The organism is Duganella sp. BJB1802, assembly GCF_013369445.1.
GTDB classification, from domain to species: Bacteria; Pseudomonadota; Gammaproteobacteria; order Burkholderiales; family Burkholderiaceae_D; genus Rugamonas; species Rugamonas vulcania_A.
In genome coordinates this window covers 1-18787 of the sequence record NZ_JABWEF010000028.1, presented here as the reverse complement: position 1 = coordinate 18787, position 18787 = coordinate 1, and the positions used below count along the sequence as shown (strand labels likewise).

Genomic DNA, 18787 nt, shown 5'->3' with positions numbered 1-18787 from the left:
GGTGCTTACGCCGGTTTTTTAGCCGGCAGCGGAATGAACTCGGTTTCGCCGGGCACCTTGTCGAAACGCTGCGCCTCCCAATCCTCGCCCGCCTGCACCACGCGCTCCTTGCGCGACGAGACGAAGTTCCACGACATGAAGCGATGGCCGTCCAGCGGTTCGCCACCGATCACCACGAACTGCGCATCCGCGCCGGCCTTGATCAGCTGCGCGGTGGACGTATCCAGCAGCGCCATGTTGTGCAGCGCCAGCGCCGCGCCATCGACACTCAGCTCGCCGCTGATCGGATAGATCGCCGCCTCGGCCGGCAGGCCGCTCAGCGCCAGCTCGTGGCCCGCCTTCAGAGTCACGTCCAGGTACAGCGTCTGGCTGTAGGTCTTCACCGGCGAGGCCTGGCCGAACGCCGAACCGACCAGCACCCGCACGCGCGCACCGTCCACGTCGAACTCGGGAATGTCCCCGGCAGGCGTGTGGCAGAAGCCCGGCTCGTCCTCTTCGTGCGCGACCGGCAGCGCGGCCCACAACTGCAGGCCGTGCGTGCGGTGCGGCTTGCCGACCAAATCCTTGGGAGTGCGCTCGGAATGGACGATGCCACGACCGGCCGTCATCCAGTTGATCGCACCGGGTTCGATGCGCTGCACGCTGCCGATGCTGTCGCGGTGGTCGATCGCGCCTTCGAACAGATAGGTCACGGTGGCCAGGCCGATATGCGGATGCGGACGCACGTCATGGTCGGCGTCGAGCGGCACGTCGACCGGACCGAAATGGTCGAAGAAGATGAACGGTCCCACCGCCTGCTTGACGGAGGACGGCAAATAGCGGCGCACCACAAAGCCGCCGCCCAGGTCTTTCTCGTGGCCCTTGAGCAGATTCGAAATCGTCATGTTCTTACCCCAGCACGGTGGTGACTTCGGTGGTCACGGAAGTCATCAGTTTATGGATCGGGCATTTCTGCGCGGCGGCCAGCAGCTCGGCGCGCTGGGTCTCGGTCAGGTTGCCGGTCAGGTGCAGCGTGGCGGCCAGGCGGTACGTGCCCTGGCGCTCCTCGCTGGCGTCGCGCTCCATGCTCACTTCCACATGTTCGAGCGGGATGTTTTTGCGCTTGGCGTACCAGACGACCGTCAAGGCCTTGCAGGCGCTCAGCGCCGCGTCGTACAGGTCGTGCGGCGACGGGCCGGCGTCGCTGCCGCCCTCCTCCACCGAGCCGTCGGTCGACAGGATGTGATTGCGCACATGGACGATGTGGCGCATCGGCAGCGACTGGTCGCGCAGTACTTTGATAGTCATACGGTGGTCCTCGAAAACGGCATTGTCAAAACCGTCACTCTACACCGTTTGACAGGGTTCCGCCTCTACTAAACGGGTCACAGGCCGTTCAGCAGCACCATCGAAAAATCGGCGCCGCCCTGGCGCAGCTTTTTCAGCGGCGCGTGCGCCGGATCGTCGTACCAGGCCTGCGCATGCTCCATCGACGGGAATTCGACGATGATCTGCGTTTCCGACATCAACGGCGAACCTTCGAGCACCACGGGCGCCTCTTTCGCCAGCGGCTTGCCGCCGTGCTTTTTCGCCAGCGCCGGCATGTGCGCGCTGTACTCGGCCACCCAGTCCGAGTTGCGTAAAGTGAGATAGCCGATTGCGTATGCTGCCATGATGACCTCCTTGCTGTTGAATGAGGCTCCATTATTATTCGAAGTGATCGCAGCATAAATGAGCTAGAATTTCACAGACTCGTAACTATTACTTTCGAATAAAAATGAGCGACAAACTCCGCAGCATGCAGGTATTCGTGGCCGCCGCCACGGCGCGCAGCTTCGCCGCCGCCGCGCAGGCGCTGAACATGTCCCCGGTCATGGTCGGCAAGCATGTGCAGGCGCTTGAGCAGGAACTGGGCGCGCGCCTGATCGAGCGCACCACGCGCAAGCAATCGTTGACGGAAATCGGCGCGGTCTACCTGGAACGCTGCCGCGATGTGCTGGCCAGCGTGGAGGCAGCCGACCATGTGGCCGAACATCTGCGCGCGGAGCCGCAAGGCAGCCTGCGCATCTCCGCGCCCTCCACCTACGGCGAGCATCGGCTGATGCCCGTCATCGGCGCCTACGCGGCGCTGCATCCGCAAGTGAAAATTGACCTGATGCTGACCAACCGTGTGGTCGACATGGCCGAGGAAGGCGTCGATGTCGTGATCCGCTCCGGCACACTGGCGGACAGCGGCTTGATCGCGCGGCCTTTGCGGCCGGGCCGCGTGCTGGTCTGCGCCAGCCCGAACTACCTCAAAAGGCGCGGCACGCCACGCCATCCGTCGGACCTGGAAAAGCATGACTGTCTGATGTTTTCGGACTGGCGTCCGCATGCGACGTGGCGCTTCCGCAAGGGAGAACAGGAGATCGAGGTGCCGGTACGCAGCTCGTTCGTCAGCAATACGGGGATGTCGCTGGTGACGGCCGCGATCGCGGACATGGGCGTGGCGATGCAGGCGGACGTGCTGCTGGAGCCTGCGCTGGCGGAGGGAAAACTGGTGCGGCTGCTGCCGAAGTGGGAACTGCCGTCGCGGCCCATGCACATCCTGCGCAGGCCGGAAGCGCGTCCCAGCGCCAAGGTCCGCAGCTTCGTGGACTTTGCGCTGGAGCGGCTGGGATGATTACACGACTTTGCGAACGAACTCGGTTTTCAGGCTCATGGCGCCGAAGCCGTCGATCTTGCAGTCGATATCGTGGTCGCTGTCGACCAGGCGAATATTTTTGACCTTGGTGCCCACTTTGACGGTGCCGCCGCCGCCCTTCAATTTCAAATCCTTGATCACGGTCACAGTATCGCCGTCCTGCAGGATGTTACCGACGGAGTCGCGATACACCTTGGCGCCTTCTTCAGCGGCTTCCGCAGCGGTGGCGCTCCACTCGTGGGCGCACTCCGGGCATACCAGCTGGGTGCCGTCTTCGTAGGTGAATTCAGAATTACATTTCGGGCATGGTGGCAAGGTGCTCATTGTACGGTCCTGGTGTTTTGAAGAAGGCAGCATTATACCAGCGCTTGACCGTAGTTAGACCAATTTTCGCGCCACTCTGAAGCCGACGATGTCGTTAGCCAGAACCGCCGAGAAGCCGTTGCGCACCGCGGACCGCAGGTAGCGCGGGTTGTAGAGCCACGAACCGCCGCGCAGGATGCGCCGCACCGGATCGCCGCCCTCCTCCCACGCGCTGCCGTCGACCGGCGCGCCGGCGTAGTTATCGTGCACCACATCCTGCGTCCACTCCCACACGTTGCCGTGCATGTCGAACAGGCCCCAGGGATTGGGCTGGAAGGTGCCGGCCTTGTTGGTCCCCTGCAGATAGGCGCCGCGCGGACTGCCGTTGTAGGTGTAGTGGCCGTCGTAGTTGGCCTGCTCGGTGGTGATGGTGTCGCCGAAGCTGAAGGCGGTCTTGGTGCCGGCGCGGCAGGCGTATTCCCATTCCGCCTCGCTGGGTAGGCGGTACAACTGGCCGGTCTTCTCCGACAGCCAGCGCAGGTACTGCTGCGCATCGACCCAGCTGACGCCGACCACCGGATGCTCGTCGGTCTGCGCGAAGCCGGGCGCGCGCCAGTCGGTGTCCGATTGCGACTCCCAGCCGGTGGCGCGCACGAACTGCCGCCATTGCCCGACCGTGACGGGCGAGCGCCCCATCGCAAACGAATGCTCGATGCCGACCCAATGCTGCGGGGTTTCGCGGTCTAGCCAGTTTTTCTGCGCGCCGGCCTTGATGGCCGCCGCCTGCTCATGTTCGTGTGATCCCATCTGGAACCGGCCGGTCGGGATCAGCACCAGGTCGGGGCCGACGCCGGTGCCGTCGAGGAAGCGGTCGCGCAGCACGCCGTTGGCGTCGGCGACCGGGCTGCCCGGCGTGGGCATCAGCGCGGCCAGTTCGGCGGCGTTGCGTTCGGCCTGCTGCCTGCGATGGCGTTCCTGCTCGGCGCGATAGGCCGCTTCCGCTTTCAGCTGCGTGGCCTTGCGTTGCTGTTCCTCGCGCTCGTCGCGGGCCTTCTTCGCGTCGGCGTCGCGGCGCGCCTGCAACTGCTCGCGCAAGGCCTGCTTGCGCGCCTGCGCGGCGGCTTCCGCCTCGGCGCGCTGTTTGATTTCCAACGCGCGGCGCTGCTGGTCCAGCTTTGCCTTTTCCGCCGCAGCCGCCTGTGCCTCGGCCTGGCGGCGGGCCGCCAACTCGGCCACTTGCGCCTGGCGCTTCACCTCGGCGGCGCGCGCCTGCTCCGCCTGCGCGGCCTTGGCATCGGCGTGGGCGGTTTGTTCGGACTTGCGCTGCTGCTCGCGCTCCTGCGCCAGCCTGGCCTGCGCGGCCAGTTCCTCTTCGCTCGGGCCGGCGGCGCGGTGCAGCTCCGCCAGCAGTTCGTTGACCGATGCCGGGCGGCGCTCTTGTGCGTAGGCGAAGCCGTTTTGCAGCACCTTCCACTGGGCGGGATTGAGCCCCTGCGGCGGCGATGGATGGAAGTCGGCCGGGCGCATGTCGTCGAACGGCATGCGGCCTTCCAGCAGCTGGTAGATCATCACGGCGACGGCGTAGACATCCAGCTTGGGCGCGGGCTGGCGCTGATGCGTGCCCGCCTCCGGCGCGCGATAGCCGACCGTGCCGGCATTGGGCGTCTGCAAACCGAGGCTGCTGCCGGCGCTGCGCGCGCGCGAAGCGATGCCGAAGTCCAGCAGCTTGATCTCGCCACGCTGGGTCAGGAACACGTTGCCGGGCTTGATGTCGCGGTGGACCAGCTTGTGCTTGTCCCATGCGTATTGCAAGGCGTCGCCCACCGGGGCCAGCAGGCGGTAGACGGTGTCCAGCGGCAGCGGGCCTTGCGCCGCCAGGTAGGCGTCGAGATCCTGGCCTTCCAGGTATTCCATGATGATGAAATAGCTGGAGGTGGCCGGGTCCTGCGCCCATTCATAAACGCGGACGATATTTTCGTGCGCCAGCTTGCGCGCCTGCGTCGCTTCTTCGATCAGCAGCTTGGCGTGGGTGGCGCTTTGTGTCAGCTGCGGCGGCAGGATCTTCAAGGCCACCATGTCGCTGTGGCCCAGTTCCGCGTGGGTGGCCAGGTCGGTCGCCTGCCACACCTGCCCCATGCCGCCCATGCCGATCAGGTGCTCCAGCCGGTAGCGGCGGTTCTGCGGGCCGATCTCCTGGCCGGACATCAGCCCCAGCTCCGTCCCCTGCCGCACTGGTGGTGGGGCCGTGACACCGCCTCCCGGTGGCGCGTACTCCGCGTCCAGGATGGCGTTCTTGCGGCGGTCGAACTCCTGCAAGCTCAGTAGACCGTCATCATGTAAGGCCCGCAGTTCGCGGATCTTGTCTCTTGCTGTTTGCATCATTAAGCGAAGTGTAACCGTTCCTGCTTCAAACTGTTCAAGCTAAAGGCACGCCGCATTGGGCGCAGAATTTGTCCAGCGGGTGGCCGGCCCGCGTCGGATGGCCATTGGCGCAGTAGCGCACCGGCGCCGGCGTGGGAGCACCAGCTTGCGCCACGCCGATGCCCAACTGGCTCTGCGTGGTCAGCGCGCTGGCACTGGCGGTGTTCTGCACGTTCAACAGGTCGAGCTGGTGACGGCGGTCCTTGTCCATTTCGGCGTCGCGGTGCGCGCGCTCCTCCAGCACCCGCGCGTGCGCCAGTTGAGCGGCTTCCGCCGGCGTGACGCCATGTTCGGCCGCCACCACATGCGCCAGCGCCTGTATCTGCTCGGCCGTCATGCCGCCCTGGATCTGCAGCTTCATGATCTGCGTCAGCGCCTCGGCGTTCGGCGCGGCGGCCGTGGCCACCTTGCCGGTATCGCTCAAGCGTCCGATGGTTTCGATGCGCGCCAGTTCGTGCGACTGCTGCGCCAGCAGCACATCGTACTCCCCCTTCCACCGCGCGAACTTCTCGTCGCGCTCGTGCTCCAGCTTTTTCAGGTCCCGCTGCCACTGGGCCTCCTGTTCCTTCTGCTTGAGGATCTGGCGCTGCTCCTCGACCTCCAGCTGGTCGAGCATGGCCTGCTTGTTCACGGCCAGGTTCTGGCGCTGGTGCACACCGTCGGCTTCGATGGTGCGCAACAGCTTTTCGTACTGGGCGACGGAATCGGCCTGCGCGCCGGCGCGCTTCAGCTCCTCGATCTTCTGGTTGATCTCCGCCACTTGTACGGCGTTGGCGGCGTCCTTGACGGCATCGCCGCGCAGCAGTTCGCGCTGGCGGGCCAGTTGCAGCTGGTCTTCCCACTCCTGCACGCGCTCGGCCTCGCGCCGGCGCGCGGCGGCGGCCAGGGTCATGCCCTGGATGCGCTCATTGTGGCCCTCGGCCTCGATTTGCAGCTCGCGTTCTTTTTCCGCCTTCTCGCGCTGGCGCAGCGCGGTCAGTTCGTTGCGACGATGCGCTTCGTCCTCGATCAGCAGCGCCTGCGCCATCTGGTTCTCGATGGCCTGCTGGCGCAGCTGGTGCGACAGGCGCTGTTGCGCCAACTGGCGCTGTTCGGCGGCGGTCTGCTGCAGCACTTCGAGCTCGGTACGCATCTTGATCTGGGCCAGATGGCGCACGTGCTCCCAGTCGGCCTGCTCGCCGGCGCGGTGCGATTTGTTCTTCGCAAGCTCATGTTCCAGATCGGCCAACACGGTGCCGGCACCCTTGTCGACGGCGACCTTGCGGGTCTTCGCTTCCATCACGCGGCTGTACAGGTCCACTTCGCGCGCGCGCAATGCCTGCATGCGCTCGGACTCCTTGAACGTGAGCTCCGCCTTGTCGACGGCGGCGTCCTGGCGCAACTCGGCGCGGCGCAGCTCGGAGCGCATCTTCTGCTCTTCGCGCCAGATGGCCTGCCATTCCTCCTCGTCGTAGATCTGGTCCAGCTGTTTGGTGTGCTCCAGCTGCACATGGCGCTCGTCCGCCACCAGCCACAGGGTGCCGATGCGTTCGCGGTTGTGGTCGAATTTGTCGTGGCGCAGCGCGGCGGTCTCCACGCGGTCGACGGCCAGGCCGTAGGCGGCCAGGCGCAGCTTCAGCGCGGCCTGCAGGCGCTCGTCCAGTTGCAGGCGCAGGTCGGCGTTGTGGGCCATGTCGCGCATCGAACGGCTGCCGACGAATTCCGCCGCCACCTGATGCACCGAGGGGCCAAGCAGGTCGTGCAGGTGCTGCGTGCTGACGGTGCCCGGCACGGTCATGAAGTGCTGGGCGAAGGCCGGCACGTTCTCGATGCGGATCGCGACCGTGAAGCGGGCCGACACCTTCAGATGTTCCGCCGTTTGCAGGTCGGCGAAGGAAAACTCCACCGGCAGCGCGGCGCTGCGGGTGATCAGGATTTCCGCGTTCTGGTTGCGCAGCAGGTGATTCAGGCGGGTGAAGAAGCCTTCGATCTCGTACTCGCCCTGCGGCACCTCGGTGGCTTTGTCCGCCTGCAGGATGTAGGCGCGCGAGGTGGCCGGCACGCGCAGCGTTTTGGTAAAGATGCCGGACAAGGCGCTCACACCGAAGTACACGGCCAGTTCATCGTCGCCAGGGATCCAGCGGTTATCGCGCAGCACCGGCTCGTTGCGCGGGGCGCCCAGGGTCAAGCCGCAATGCTTGCAGTAGCCCGACTGGTCGTCGTTTTTGTGCTCGCAGCGCGGGCATTTAACGCCGCCAAAACCAAACATTTGGAACATGTCAGACTCCTTCTTCGATTCATCTTCCGGGCCGCCCTGCCATGCGGCGATTTTAGCAGGGCAGGCCCGATTTCATTCTTGCGCACGATACCGCGATGCGCTAAATCATGCCGATCCGCTCGATACAGGCCAGGCTGGCGCCTCTTTGGCGCAGCTCAGCCGCAAACCCGGCCGGCAGTTCGGGCTCCCAAGCCTTGGGCAGTAGGATGCGGTCGCCAGCGGATGCTTGCATTAATATTAATTCCAGCTTGGGCTGGCGGCCTTCGACCGTGTCGACGCGGCCGGCATGCCAGGCGCTGGAACAGCCGGTGGCAATGATGCGCCCACGCGGCACGAACTCGCGGCCCCGCGCGAGCCGGTCGGCCATCACCAGCGCCAGTTGGTATGATCCGCCCTGGAAGCGCGGCTGGCCAAAGCGCACCACGCTGCGCCAACGCCCCAGGCCCTTGGCGTCGAAGTGGCGGGCGCCGGCCAGGGTCTGGCGTACTTCCTGTTGGGCGCTCAGGTCCAGGCCCGGTGCGGCGATGGTGTCTTCCTCGCTTGTCGCGGCCTGGCCGTCCTTGGGGCTTTCGATTGCAAAGACGCTGACCTCCACCCATGCGAGGCTGTCGTTGATGCCGCCGCTGTGCAGCGGAAACCATGCGCGCACAGTGGACACACCCGACGATGGATCGGCGTGTCCGCTCAGGGCGCCGAGGTGGGTGATGTGCAACGTGCTTGCCGCGCCGTCGCCGATGGTGCCGTGGACGCGGCCAAGGTGCCACGCGTCGGACCATCCTTGCGCGTGTTCGCAACCGGCGTGCATCGGCTGATACACGCCGCGCACCATGCGATCGGCCAGCACGGCGGCCAATTCCCAGTCGCGGTCCGCCGCGCCGGGGGCGATGTCCATGCTGAGGACGACCTGGTCGCGGCTGTCGAGACGCACTTCGGTGTGGCGGGCCAGGCGCACCACTTCCTGCATCCGCTCCGCGATGGCCGGGGCGCCGGCGACGGTGCATTTGACGTCGGCACGGTTGGCGCGCGGGCGGCGGCTGGCGGTGATCGTCAGCACGCGGCCGTCCGACAGCATGCTGCGGCATTCGGCGTTGGTGGGCACGGTGGCGGCGGACAGTGTGCTCATAGCGATGGCTCGGCGCGGGGCGCATGCGGGGCGCGGCGGAAGGCCAGGCCGGTTTCCAGGTTGGCGCAGATGCGGTCCGCGTCTTCCAGCAATGCAGGCCATTGCGCGTGATCGGCGCGCTGGAAGCGGGCCAGCAGCGCCCAGGCTTCGTCCAGCGCCTGGACCGCCAGCAGGGTTTGGACGGTGCGGCGGGCTTGTTCTTCGGGCGCAAGCGGCTGGTCGGGCGCGGCCCAGGCCAGTGCCGGCATGGTGTTGACGTTCAGCGCGGCCATGCCGAGGCGCAGCAGCAAGGCTTGGTGCTGTTGGAAGTTTTGCAGACCGTCCGGCAGGACTAGCACGCGCAGTTCGCTGGCAAGGCTGGGGAGTTCGATGAAGAGGCGCCGCAGGGCGAAGGCGTCCTGCCGGGCGGTTGGCGTCGCAGCCGTGGCGTTGCGCTGCACATGCGCGGACAGCGTGGACGCGACATCCTGTTGCGAGGCCTGCGCCACTGGCGCGGCGGTACGCGGCGTTTGCGCGGACGAGGCGCCGGAATTCTCCACGGGCGGCGGCGCGACAGCCGCTTCGACTGCGGCGCGGGCTTTCAGCACTTCGGCGTAGTCGACCTGGTCGCCGAGATCCACCGGCACGCAGTCGTCCACGGTCAAGCCGAAACGCGTGTACATCAGTTGATTCAGGCCGGCGCGGAATGCGTGCCACTCGTCCATCGTCGTGCATGGCGGCAGATCCAATGCGCCTTGCGCCAACTCCGTTTGCAGCGCCGCTTGCGCAGCCGCGCGCAGCGTCTCCAATTCCAGTCGCCCCGCCATCTCGCTGTACAAATACAGGTCGAAACGCTGCTGCGTCACGCGCGGATTGGCCGCGTCGACCACGAACCGCAGCCGCAGCCCCCACTCCGGCGCCGAGGCGAATGGCGCCAGATGCACCGTGTACGGACCCGGATGAAAGCACAGCACCGTCTCGCCCTGCTCGCAGGCCACCTTCCCTGCGGGCGCGCGGCGCGCATGGCCGCCGGCGTTGAAGACCACCACCGTGCTGCCAACCGGCGCGGAGTCGCCCGCATCGAGCCGAAGCGCGACGAGCGTGACTCCCAGTCCATCGATGTCGATGGCTGGCTTGCGGCGCCGGGAAAATATGCCCATGGTCTAAGGCGTCACCGGTTCGACGGCAAAGCCCGCGCCGTACATCTGGAAGTGCCGCGCCGGTGCGGTGGCGAAGGGCCAGCCGCATTCGCATTCGCCGTCCAAGTCCAACCGGCCCTGCAGGACGATCGCCCCGCCACCGTCGATCACGCGCACCATCACATGCTCGCGCAGCAGGCGGGCGGCGAACGGCGCCTCGGCCGACAGGCTGAGAATCACCTGCCAGCCCTCGCCCTGCGGCAGGAAGTGCAGCGTCCAGCAACCATCGTCGGTGACCAGCGATTCCAACGCGGCGGCGCTGGCGGCCGCGCGCAGCATGCCGCCGCTGCCGCTCCACACCGGATCGTTGGCGGCCTGCGGCGAGCGCCCCGACGCCTGCCGCTCCAGCGACAGTTGGCGAAAGCGCCGCAGCGTCAACGGCGATGCGGACAGCGCTTGCCGCTCGTTCGGCGTCAGCACGCGGCTGCCGTCCAGCGCCGCCAACAGCGTGGCGTCGGCCAGCATCAGGCGGTCGCCCGGCACGGCGCGGGCCAACAGCGCGCGCTCGCGCAGCCGTGCGTCCTGCTCATCTTGTGCGGATTTCAATTCGTTCTCCTTCATTTCTCCGGCGCGGGGTTGGCCGCGTACAGCTTGTCGATCGCTTCGTTGCGGCGCTTGCGCAGCGTCGGCATCGAAATCTGGTCCAGCGCCGCCAGCTGTTGCAGGGTTGGCAGCTCTCCGGTGGCCGGGTCCAGCCAAGCTTCCGGGTAGGTGTCGTCGGCTGCGCCCAGCAGTTTTTGGTACACGGCCAGCCGGATCGGCAGCGATTCGCTGCCCAGGATGCGCAACGCCCAACTGCCGGCTTCCTGCGCGGCCCGCGCCAATTCCAGATAGCGGGGGGGCAGGGAAAGCGCGCCGGCCAGCGACTGTTCCACTGCCAGGTCGTGCGCCTTGAACTCGGGTTCCGGCCCAGCGGCGCCGTTCGCCGAATCGTCCGGCACATCATCCGAAGGATCGGCTTCGCGGTCCTCCGCCGGCTCGGGCAGGATGCGGTCATCGTCCTGCGTCTCGCCCTGTTCGGACTCGCCGATCACGCGCCAGTAGTCTTCCAGCCACAGGGCCGCCTCGCCGGCGTCGCCCGACCAGTCGTCGGCACGGTCCATATTGGCGGACAGTTCCTCATAGTCGCCGATTTCCGCCAGCATCGCCGCGATCTTTTCAGGACTGTTTTTCAGGCTGGCGAAACGCTTGGACTTGGTGTGCAGCGGCCCGGGCGAGCCGGCATAACGCTCCTGCGACTCGCTCCAGCGGATAATCCATTCCGCCTTGCAGCCGCCGATGGACTTCATCTGCCGCGTCTCGATCGGGCAGCCTTCGATCGCACGTCCGAGGATGGCGCCCACCTGCTCCGCGTGCTGGCACCAGTCCGCGAACAGGCTGGCGATCTCGCGATAGGCGGTATCGAGCATACGGTATGTATAGATTTTGTTGGGCGAGCAATCGCGGCCCGTGGTCACGATATAGTTGTCGGCGTCGACCTTGTCGCGCAGGCCGGCATACATGTCGTTGACCTTCTTGCGCATCACGCCTTCGGCGGCGGCGTCGAGCCAGAAGGCGCCGCTGCGCGCATGCTCGGCGGCGACGGCGGCGGCGAACGCCAGCCAGAACGCGGGCTGCGCCTGCAACTCGAACAACAGGCTAAGCGACAGTTCGTAGACGCTGTCGCCGTAGCTGTTGCCTTCGGCCTCGGCGCGGGCCGAGCGCGCGCCCGCGCGCAGCGCCGCAGCCACCGCGTCGGTGTAGCAGTCGAGCAGCGCGGCGTGCTGTCCCGCGTCGACTATCTGGTGCATCTCAAGCCGCCGGAACGCCTGCAACGAACAGTGTCCCAACAACTTGCGCACTTGTTCCCAGCCGTGCTCCTGATACCGGGTTCCTGGCAAGCGCATACAGTCCTGTCAATAATAGAAAAACGAAAATGGGCGCGCTATGGCGGACGCCTCAAAATCATGCCATAAAAGCGGCGATTTCATTATCCCGTTTACAAGCCTATTTCCCCTTCTGTTCGCGGTTCTGCGCCGCCAGCGTGGACAGCACCGCCGCCAGCACCGGCGCCGCGTGTTCGCCGCCGGTGGCGTCGGAGTGGCTGGCAAAGGCCGCCATCGCCAGCCGGTGCGTCTGGCCGGGCAAGGTGCCCGGCTCCAGCCAACCGGTGAACCAGACGGTGGCCGTGTCGTCGCCGCTGGGCGCGGTGCCGGTCTTGCCGTACAGGCCACGCCGCACTGCGGCCAGCGCCGTGCCGCCGAACGCGCCGGCGCCGGTGCCCACATCGACCACGCCCTTCATGCCGGCCCTGATGCGATCGAGGCGAATGCCGACCGGTTTCATCTCCGGCACCACGCTGTCTGTGCGGCCCAGCGTGAGCAGCATGCGCGGCGCCACCACCTTGCCCTGCCCGACCGCCGCCGCGGCCAGCGCCATTTGCAGCGGCGTGACCTGCATGCGCAGGCCGATCGACATCTGCCGCAGCTCGTGCCGCGTGTGGATAGGATCGATGTGCGCCGGCGTCGCCTGCAGCGCGTCCCAGCTGCGCCAGTTGAAATCGGCCGGCAGCAGGCCGCCGTCCAGGCGCAGCGTTTGCTCGAAGCCCAGCCGGTGCGCGGCGGCGACGATGGGGCGCACCGCGTCGAGCGCGTCGGCGTCCAGCGCCTGCAGGTCCGGGGCGCCGCCGTCGGCGCGGCCGAACAGGCTTTGATCGCTCAATTCGCCGGACCAGGCGAACCAGGTATTGAGGCTGTAGGTCAGCGCCTGCGCCAGTCCCAGGCGGCCCTCCTGCGCACGGCGGTCCAGGCTTTGCTCGTGGTAGTTGGTGATGTGGGCCAGGCGCGGATTGAGCGGATAGCTGGCGGCGTCGGTCTGGAAGCCGAAGCCGCGCTGCTGCGCCAGGCGGTTGATGGCCGGCAGCGGCATGCCGCCCAACAGGGCATCGATCTGCGGATCGCGCTGTGCGGCCAACTCCAGTCCCAGCGCGCTGACCACCTTGAACGTGGAGCCTGGACTCTGGTGCGCTCCGCCGTCGTGCTGCAGGGCCGGCAGGCGCAGTGGGCTGCGTGCGGGGCTGGTGCGGTCGAAGTCGCGCACCTCGGCCCAGTTGGCGGCGCCGACGTTGCCCGCGCCGGCGCCGGCGGCGGCCAGCACGTCGCCGGTTTCGGTGTCGAGGATGACCAAGCCGGCGTGGCGGCCTTCCGGCGCGGGCTGGCCGCCGGTGCAGGCCTTGCCATCCCAGCGGCCGCGATGCATGCCGATGCAGTCCAGCACGCGCTGGCTCAAGGCTTGCAGCGGCAGGTCCAGCGTCAAGCGCGCGCCGACCGCCGCGCCGGATGCGCGCGAGACGGTGGCGTCGGATACCGGCAGGCGTGCCAGCATGCCGGCCACGCTGTTCGCATGGTCGCCGCTCACACCCAGCAACGGCGCGAGGCCGGCTTCGATGGCGGGCTGCGTCGGCGCGCCATCAGCCCACAGCGGCGTGCCGGTGCGGTCCTCCAGCTGCACCGGCGACGGCGCGGCAGGCCGGGGGGCGCCGGGTGCGGCTTCGCCTGCGGCGGGCGACAACGCCTGCCACACCAGGCGGCCGCCGGCGACGCGCAGGTGGCGGTACTTCTGGTCCTCCGGCGCGCTGAAGTCCAGCGGCTGGGCGATGAGCTGCACGCTGTGCGCCCCCGCTTGCAGGGTCAGCGTGAGTTGCTGGACGTCCGAAGCATTGGCGCAGGCGCGGCCGGTGCAGGCCGGCGCCGATTGCGCGCTGGCGCCGACGGTGCCGGTGACACGGCCGGCCACCAGCACCTGCATCATCTCCCCGCCGGCTGCGGCGCGTGGCAGCGCGAGGCTGAGGCGCACCACGGGGCGGCTCCCCTGCCCTTCGGCCGCTTGCGGCCAGCGGGCCACGCGGGTCCATGGCTGCCACCCTTGCGGCAGGGAGGCGAACAGCCGCGAGGCGGCGACCGGCATCTGGCTGGTGGTGGCGACCATCGACGGCACGCTGCCGGACGAGGCGTCGCTCCCGGCGCTGGCGCTCCAGTCCAGCGCAAGGCCCGCGGGCGCCTTCACGCGCCAGGCCAGCAGGCGGCGTTCGCTGTTGTAGATGTCGATCTGCTGGCGGACGTAGGCGCCGTCGGCCTGGTAGTAAAGGCGTTTGAAGAGTTTGTGCGTGGCGGCGCCGGGCTTGACCTGCTTCCAGTTGTCCAACTCGGCGGCGCGTTCGGCGGCGCCCGCGGCCTGCCACTGCGGCAGGTCGCGCGGCGCCAGTTCGATGGCGCCGGCGGCGGTCAGGCGCACCAGGCCCTGCTCCTGCAGCTCGTTGAACAGCGACTGGTCTTCCAGCGCGGCCGGCGCGGCGGCCGGCACTTGATACGATCCCGCCGCGAGATTGGTGCCGACCGCCCTGCCGCGCGCGGGGAAGGCGACCACCAGCGCGCCGGCTGGCATGCCGGCTGCGGCAGGTGGCGCCAGGCGATACATCTGCACCACCAGTTCACCGGCTTGCGGGCACATTGCGTTGGCGCGTCGTTCGATGCGCAGCGCCGACGCGGCGCCCCACAACAGCCATCCCTGCTGGCGCAGCGCGACCTGGCCGCTGGCGCCCTGCTCGACCTGGCCGAAGCTGGCGTCGCTGATCCAGCGCGCGCCGGCTTGCGCGCTGCGCCAGCTCAGTTGCAGCGGCTCGCTCAGCGGATCGGCGAAGTCCGCGCGGGCGGTGCCTTCGATTTGTATTTCGGGGACGGCGTCGGCACCGCCATCGGCCACCAGCAGTACGTTGCGCAGCGAGATCCGGGCGTCCGACTCCTCGTTGCGCTGGACCCAGCGCTTGACGTCATCGAAACGGTAGCCGAGCCGCAGCGGCAGCAGCCGCGCGTCGGTGGGGCTGCGCATCTGGCTGCACAAGTCCACGCGCACCGCCGGCGCGGCTTGCATCCCCGACGCCACCAGCAAGGCGCCGCCGGCATGGATGCTGGTGCTCAGCCCCGCCTGCGACGGTACGGTGAAGGCGGCGCCCGGCAACACGGATTGATAGGCGTAGGCCGCACGCACGCTGTTGACCGCTTGCGGTGTGCTGACCGTGGCGGCGGCCAGGTGGCGCGCGTGGCCGGCGATCAGCATGCCGCCGCCCGCCAGCACGCAAACGCCCCCAATGGCGATCCACATGGCTCGCTGCCGGCCGAGCGTCTGCGCCGCGATAGCCGCACCGCCAACCGCACTGGCTGGCGTGCCGCCTGCCCCCGGCCGGTTCCCGGCGCGCGTCGATGGCACCAGGCGCATCGACCGGCCGCCGCGCGCGCCTGCACGCAGATTGGCCTGCCGGCGGCGTGCGCGGCGGCGCTCGGCCCAGGCTTGCAGGATGGTGGTGATGAATCGCGGCATAAGCCCCTCGCGCTAGTGGACGGCTGGTGGACGGTATCTGCCCAGCCTTAGCGGAGGGACCTGGAAAACACTGCCGCGCAGCCGCCTTATCGCGCCAATCTGCATTTTGGGCCTCCAAAAGCGCGGCTCGTCGCAATCCCGTGGCGGCTTGACGGGCCTTTGCATAAAGTGAGCACATCGAAACACACTTTTAACCACCGAAAGGAAGCAAAATGAACGTCCTGAAAAACTTCGAAGCCCTGTTTGTCGTGACCCTGGGCCTGGCCTGCGCCGCCAACTACGTCCTCGACGAAAACACCGCTACCCCAGCGCCGATGCAAGCCAGCTACACCGCGCCTGCCGCGAAGGACATGCAAGTGATCGTCGTCAGCGCAAAACGCCTGAGCGCCGAACAGAAAAAACAATCGCTGATCGACGAAGGTAAATCCGTGCTGGCCGCCGACACCACCGCAGCGAGCAAAATTTGAAGGCCCGTAAGCCCTTCGCCTGTACGCGCTTCCGACATGCCGCGTAACAGGCGAAGCCTTTTCCCGCCTCGCTCCGTTTCACGCACCGCCCCCGCCTCGCTGTCCTCTGTGCGCCATCGCACATAACACCATCCGCGTTTGTGTCAGATGTAAAAAGTTGCATCTTCGGGAGTCATCCCAGACGCCGCTTGCTATAGTTCGTTTCAAGCGTTGTACCAACACGCGCAAACGGAGAACATCATGATCAAGCGCTCGCACACCATTTACGCCGCCGCCATGCTCGCCATGAGCGCCGCAGCATTCGCTCCCGCCATCGCGTCCGCGCAGGTCGGCGTCAGCATCGTGATCGGCAATGCGCCGCCTCCGCCGCGTTTCGAAAGCATTCCCGCTCCGCGCCGTGGCTACGTCTGGGCGCCGGGCTACTGGAACTGGGACGGCTATCGCCATGTGTGGCTGGCAGGCCGCTGGGAGCAGGAGCGCATCGGCGCGCAATATCGCCCCGCCGAATGGATACGCGACGGCGGCAACTGGCGCCTGAGTCCCGGCGGCTGGGTGACGGTCGACGCCGGCCCTGGCCGCGTGGACTATGTGACCGTCGCCCCGCCGCCGCCACGTTATGAGCGCGTGCCGGCCCCGCGCGTCGGCTACATCTGGGCGCCGGGATATTGGGACTGGCGCGGCAATCGCCATGAATGGATAGGCGGTAGCTGGGTGGCTGAACGGCCGGGTTACGTGTACGCCCAGCCGCATTGGGTTCAACGCGAAGGCCACTGGTGGCGCGAGGAAGCGCGCTGGGAGCGCGGCCCTTACGGCGACCGCGATCACGATGGCATCCCCAATCGCTACGACCGCCACGACAACCGGGGCCACGGCCGTGGCGACAAGGACCACGACGGCATCCCTAACCGCTATGACCATGATCGCGACGGCGACGGCGTGCCTAACCGCTACGACCGCCATCCGGACAATCCACGGCGCGATTGATGAACGAAACTGAATTCGAAATATTGGCCACGGCCGCCTACAAGGGCGAGCGCGTGGCCGCTCGTCGTCTGGCGGCGCGTTCCAACGTGAGCGAGGCGCAGGCGCTGCATGAGGTGTTGACGCAAGCGGCCGGCGCGCAAGGCCTGCCGGTGCTGCTGGCCGGGCGCGAGGCATTGCGTCAGCGCGAGCAAGAACGGCGTTCGGCAAGGATCGCGGAGAAGGCGCGGCTGCTGGAGCAGCGTACCGCGCGCATGCGGCCGGCCGCCGACGGCTGGCGTGGATGGTTCGACGGTTCGGCGCATCCGAATCCGGGGCAGATCGGCATCGGCGCGCTGTTATGCGGGCCGGGTGGCGAGCGGGTGGAGATCAGCCGCCGCGCGGGCCACGGCAATAGCGGCGAGGCGGAATACCTGGCGTTGACGGCTTTGCTGGAGGCTGCCGGGCGGCTCGGCGCCATCGGCTTGGTGGTGCATGGCGATAGCCAGGTGGTGGTCAACGATGTGAACCTGAGTGCGCAGGCGGTGGCCGCAGGCCGTGGTGCGAAAGGGCTGGAGGCGCATCGGCTGCGCGTGATGGCGTTGCTGGAGCCGCTGGGCGATGTGAGCCTGCGCTGGGTTCCGCGCCACCGCAACGGCGACGCGGATCGTCTGTCGCAGCAGGCGATCGAGGGATCGCCTGCGCAGGAATGACGTGCTTCAGGCGGTGCTGGTCAGGCGCAGCGCCGAACGGCCAGCCGTTGCACGCGCCGGCGTGGCGCGCGAACGCGAGGCCGATCCCTCGACCTTGAACACACTGACGGCCTGCGCCAGCGCCGCCGCTTGCTGCTGCATCGATTCGGCCGCCGCGGCGGCCTGCTCCACCAACGCCGCATTCTGCTGCGTCACGCCATCCATCGCACCGATGGCCTGATACACCTCGTTGATGCCGGCACTCTGTTCGTTGCTGGCTGCGGTGATCTCGGTGATGATGTCGCTGACGCGATGCACGCTGCTGACGATTTCGTCCATCGTCGAACCGGCATCGGCCACCAGCTTGCTGCCCTGGTTGACCTTCTCCACCGAGTCGCCGATCAATTCCTTGATCTCCTTGGCCGCCGAGGCGCTGCGCTGCGCCAGGTTGCGCACCTCGGTCGCCACGACCGCGAAACCGCGCCCCTGCTCGCCGGCTCGCGCGGCTTCCACCGCCGCGTTCAGCGCCAGGATATTGGTCTGGAACGCGATGCCGTCGATGACCGCGATGATGTCCACGATCTTGCGCGACGACTGGTTGATCGAATCCATCGTATCGACCACCTGCGACACCACCTGCCCGCCCTTCACCGCCACCTGCGCGGCCGATGCCGCCAGCTGGTTGGCTTGGCGCGCGTTGTCGGCGTTGTGCTTCACGGTCGACGTCAACTCCTCCATCGAGGACGCGGTTTCCTCCAGCGCGCCCGCCTGCTGCTCGGTGCGGCGCGACAGGTCCTGGTTGCCCGCCGCGATCTCGCTCGACGAGGTGGTGATATGGTCGGTACCGTTGCGCACTTCGGTGACGATGCCCAGCAGGCTGGCGTTCATCTCCTTCAACGCGGTCAGCAGCTGGCCGGTTTCGTCGCGTGCGCTGTCGTCGATATGGCCGGTCAGGTCGCCGCCGGCGACGCGGCGCGCCGCCGTCACCGCCTGCCGCAGCGGCACGGTGATACCGGTGGTCAGCAACCACGAACTGACAACGCCGAAGGCCAGTACCAGCACGGCCAGCGCATACAGCAGATTGCGGCTGCTGTCGGCCACTTCGTCGATGCGGACGGCGGTGGCGTCGATTTTCGCGCGCTGCATCTTCAGCAGTTCCTGCATCAGAGCCAGATAGCTGGTGGAGCCCGGAACGAACACGGTGGTGAAGATTTTCTCGGCCCCTTCTGGATCGCCGGCGCTTTTCAGCTTGTTCAACTGGTCGCGCGACGACAGATAGATCTTGCGCTGCTCGCCGATGCGCTTGAACAGCTCCATCTCGTCGGCATCGACGATCAGGGCCTCCACCTTCTTCTGGTACTCCGCCGAG

The 18787-nt window shown here is 67.4% G+C and carries 16 protein-coding genes; 4 read left to right on the top strand and 12 right to left on the bottom strand.

Annotated elements, in window-relative coordinates:
- Positions 1-5: 5 nt before the first annotated feature.
- The 3 genes from HUX88_RS29780 to HUX88_RS29770 form a co-directional block, all read right to left on the bottom strand.
- Entirely contained in the window at positions 6-884 is an 879-nt protein-coding gene (locus HUX88_RS29780; RefSeq protein WP_176364093.1) for a pirin family protein, read from the bottom strand.
- Positions 885-888: 4 nt separating this feature from the next.
- Positions 889-1287 (bottom strand): OsmC family protein, encoded by a 399-nt coding sequence (locus tag HUX88_RS29775; protein ID WP_117010147.1) that lies wholly within the window; start codon positions 1285-1287, stop codon positions 889-891.
- Positions 1288-1364: 77 nt separating this feature from the next.
- On the bottom strand, positions 1365-1652 hold the full coding sequence (locus HUX88_RS29770; protein ID WP_176364092.1) for a DUF1330 domain-containing protein: 288 nt from the start codon (positions 1650-1652) through the stop codon (positions 1365-1367).
- A gap of 104 nt (positions 1653-1756) precedes the next feature.
- Here HUX88_RS29770 and HUX88_RS29765 point away from each other — a divergent pair, with 104 nt between their 5' ends.
- On the top strand, positions 1757-2641 hold the full coding sequence (locus HUX88_RS29765; protein ID WP_176364091.1) for a LysR substrate-binding domain-containing protein: 885 nt from the start codon (positions 1757-1759) through the stop codon (positions 2639-2641).
- Here HUX88_RS29765 and HUX88_RS29760 read toward each other — a convergent pair whose 3' ends face one another.
- The 8 genes from HUX88_RS29760 to HUX88_RS29725 form a co-directional block, all read right to left on the bottom strand.
- The gene (locus HUX88_RS29760) at positions 2642-2986 is read right to left on the bottom strand and encodes a zinc ribbon domain-containing protein YjdM (protein WP_117010145.1); all 345 of its coding nucleotides are present in this window, start codon (positions 2984-2986) and stop codon (positions 2642-2644) included. It lies immediately after the preceding gene.
- Between the two features lie 54 nt (positions 2987-3040).
- Positions 3041-5347 (bottom strand): SUMF1/EgtB/PvdO family nonheme iron enzyme, encoded by a 2307-nt coding sequence (locus HUX88_RS29755; RefSeq protein ID WP_176364090.1) that lies wholly within the window; start codon positions 5345-5347, stop codon positions 3041-3043.
- A gap of 34 nt (positions 5348-5381) precedes the next feature.
- Complete coding sequence (locus HUX88_RS29750; RefSeq protein WP_176364089.1) at positions 5382-7643, bottom strand: hypothetical protein; 2262 nt, start codon at positions 7641-7643, stop codon at positions 5382-5384.
- 100 nt (positions 7644-7743) lie between these two features.
- A complete protein-coding gene (locus HUX88_RS29745) occupies positions 7744-8766 on the bottom strand; it encodes a hypothetical protein (RefSeq protein ID WP_176364088.1) in 1023 nt (340 codons plus the stop codon).
- Complete coding sequence (locus HUX88_RS29740) at positions 8763-9905, bottom strand: hypothetical protein (RefSeq protein WP_117010141.1); 1143 nt, start codon at positions 9903-9905, stop codon at positions 8763-8765. Before HUX88_RS29740 ends, HUX88_RS29745 begins: the two co-directional genes overlap by 4 nt.
- A 3-nt stretch (positions 9906-9908) precedes the next feature.
- Positions 9909-10490: a hypothetical protein gene (locus tag HUX88_RS29735; RefSeq protein WP_307720803.1), complete on the bottom strand. Its 582-nt coding sequence runs from the start codon at positions 10488-10490 to the stop codon at positions 9909-9911.
- A gap of 11 nt (positions 10491-10501) precedes the next feature.
- Positions 10502-11830, bottom strand: a complete 1329-nt coding sequence (locus HUX88_RS29730) for a hypothetical protein (protein ID WP_176364087.1) — start codon at positions 11828-11830, stop codon at positions 10502-10504.
- Positions 11831-11930: 100 nt separating this feature from the next.
- Positions 11931-15299, bottom strand: a complete 3369-nt coding sequence (locus HUX88_RS29725; RefSeq protein WP_176364086.1) for a penicillin-binding transpeptidase domain-containing protein — start codon at positions 15297-15299, stop codon at positions 11931-11933.
- A 212-nt stretch (positions 15300-15511) separates the two neighbouring features.
- Between HUX88_RS29725 and HUX88_RS29720 the strand changes: the two genes are divergently transcribed.
- The 3 genes from HUX88_RS29720 (at position 15512) to HUX88_RS29710 (ending at position 17439) form a co-directional block, all read left to right on the top strand.
- Positions 15512-15766 carry a hypothetical protein gene (locus HUX88_RS29720; protein ID WP_176364085.1) on the top strand — a complete coding sequence of 85 codons (255 nt, stop codon included), beginning with the start codon at positions 15512-15514 and terminating at the stop codon, positions 15764-15766.
- Positions 15767-16006: 240 nt separating this feature from the next.
- Entirely contained in the window at positions 16007-16750 is a 744-nt protein-coding gene (locus tag HUX88_RS33215; protein ID WP_117010554.1) for a YXWGXW repeat-containing protein, read from the top strand.
- The gene (locus tag HUX88_RS29710) at positions 16750-17439 is read left to right on the top strand and encodes a ribonuclease HI family protein (RefSeq protein ID WP_176364084.1); all 690 of its coding nucleotides are present in this window, start codon (positions 16750-16752) and stop codon (positions 17437-17439) included. Before HUX88_RS33215 ends, HUX88_RS29710 begins: the two co-directional genes overlap by 1 nt.
- A gap of 6 nt (positions 17440-17445) precedes the next feature.
- Here HUX88_RS29710 and HUX88_RS29705 read toward each other — a convergent pair.
- On the bottom strand, positions 17446-18787 hold a 1342-nt coding region (locus HUX88_RS29705; protein ID WP_176364083.1), incomplete at its 5' end, for a methyl-accepting chemotaxis protein.

What these genes read in the sequence shown, in the direction of transcription:
- HUX88_RS33215 (WP_117010554.1), top strand. Translation starts at nt 16,007, where the DNA reads ATGATCAAGCGCTCGCACACCATTTACGCCGCCGCCATGCTCGCCATG.
- HUX88_RS29710 (WP_176364084.1), top strand. Translation starts at nt 16,750, where the DNA reads ATGAACGAAACTGAATTCGAAATATTGGCCACGGCCGCCTACAAGGGC.
- HUX88_RS29765 (WP_176364091.1), top strand. Translation starts at nt 1,757, where the DNA reads ATGAGCGACAAACTCCGCAGCATGCAGGTATTCGTGGCCGCCGCCACG.
- HUX88_RS29750 (WP_176364089.1), bottom strand. Translation starts at nt 7,643, where the DNA reads ATGTTCCAAATGTTTGGTTTTGGCGGCGTTAAATGCCCGCGCTGCGAG.
- HUX88_RS29770 (WP_176364092.1), bottom strand. Translation starts at nt 1,652, where the DNA reads ATGGCAGCATACGCAATCGGCTATCTCACTTTACGCAACTCGGACTGG.
- HUX88_RS29720 (WP_176364085.1), top strand. Translation starts at nt 15,512, where the DNA reads ATGAACGTCCTGAAAAACTTCGAAGCCCTGTTTGTCGTGACCCTGGGC.
- HUX88_RS29725 (WP_176364086.1), bottom strand. Translation starts at nt 15,299, where the DNA reads ATGCCGCGATTCATCACCACCATCCTGCAAGCCTGGGCCGAGCGCCGC.
- HUX88_RS29775 (WP_117010147.1), bottom strand. Translation starts at nt 1,287, where the DNA reads ATGACTATCAAAGTACTGCGCGACCAGTCGCTGCCGATGCGCCACATC.
- HUX88_RS29730 (WP_176364087.1), bottom strand. Translation starts at nt 11,830, where the DNA reads ATGCGCTTGCCAGGAACCCGGTATCAGGAGCACGGCTGGGAACAAGTG.
- HUX88_RS29755 (WP_176364090.1), bottom strand. Translation starts at nt 5,347, where the DNA reads ATGATGCAAACAGCAAGAGACAAGATCCGCGAACTGCGGGCCTTACAT.
- HUX88_RS29760 (WP_117010145.1), bottom strand. Translation starts at nt 2,986, where the DNA reads ATGAGCACCTTGCCACCATGCCCGAAATGTAATTCTGAATTCACCTAC.
- HUX88_RS29745 (WP_176364088.1), bottom strand. Translation starts at nt 8,766, where the DNA reads ATGAGCACACTGTCCGCCGCCACCGTGCCCACCAACGCCGAATGCCGC.
- HUX88_RS29740 (WP_117010141.1), bottom strand. Translation starts at nt 9,905, where the DNA reads ATGGGCATATTTTCCCGGCGCCGCAAGCCAGCCATCGACATCGATGGA.
- HUX88_RS29780 (WP_176364093.1), bottom strand. Translation starts at nt 884, where the DNA reads ATGACGATTTCGAATCTGCTCAAGGGCCACGAGAAAGACCTGGGCGGC.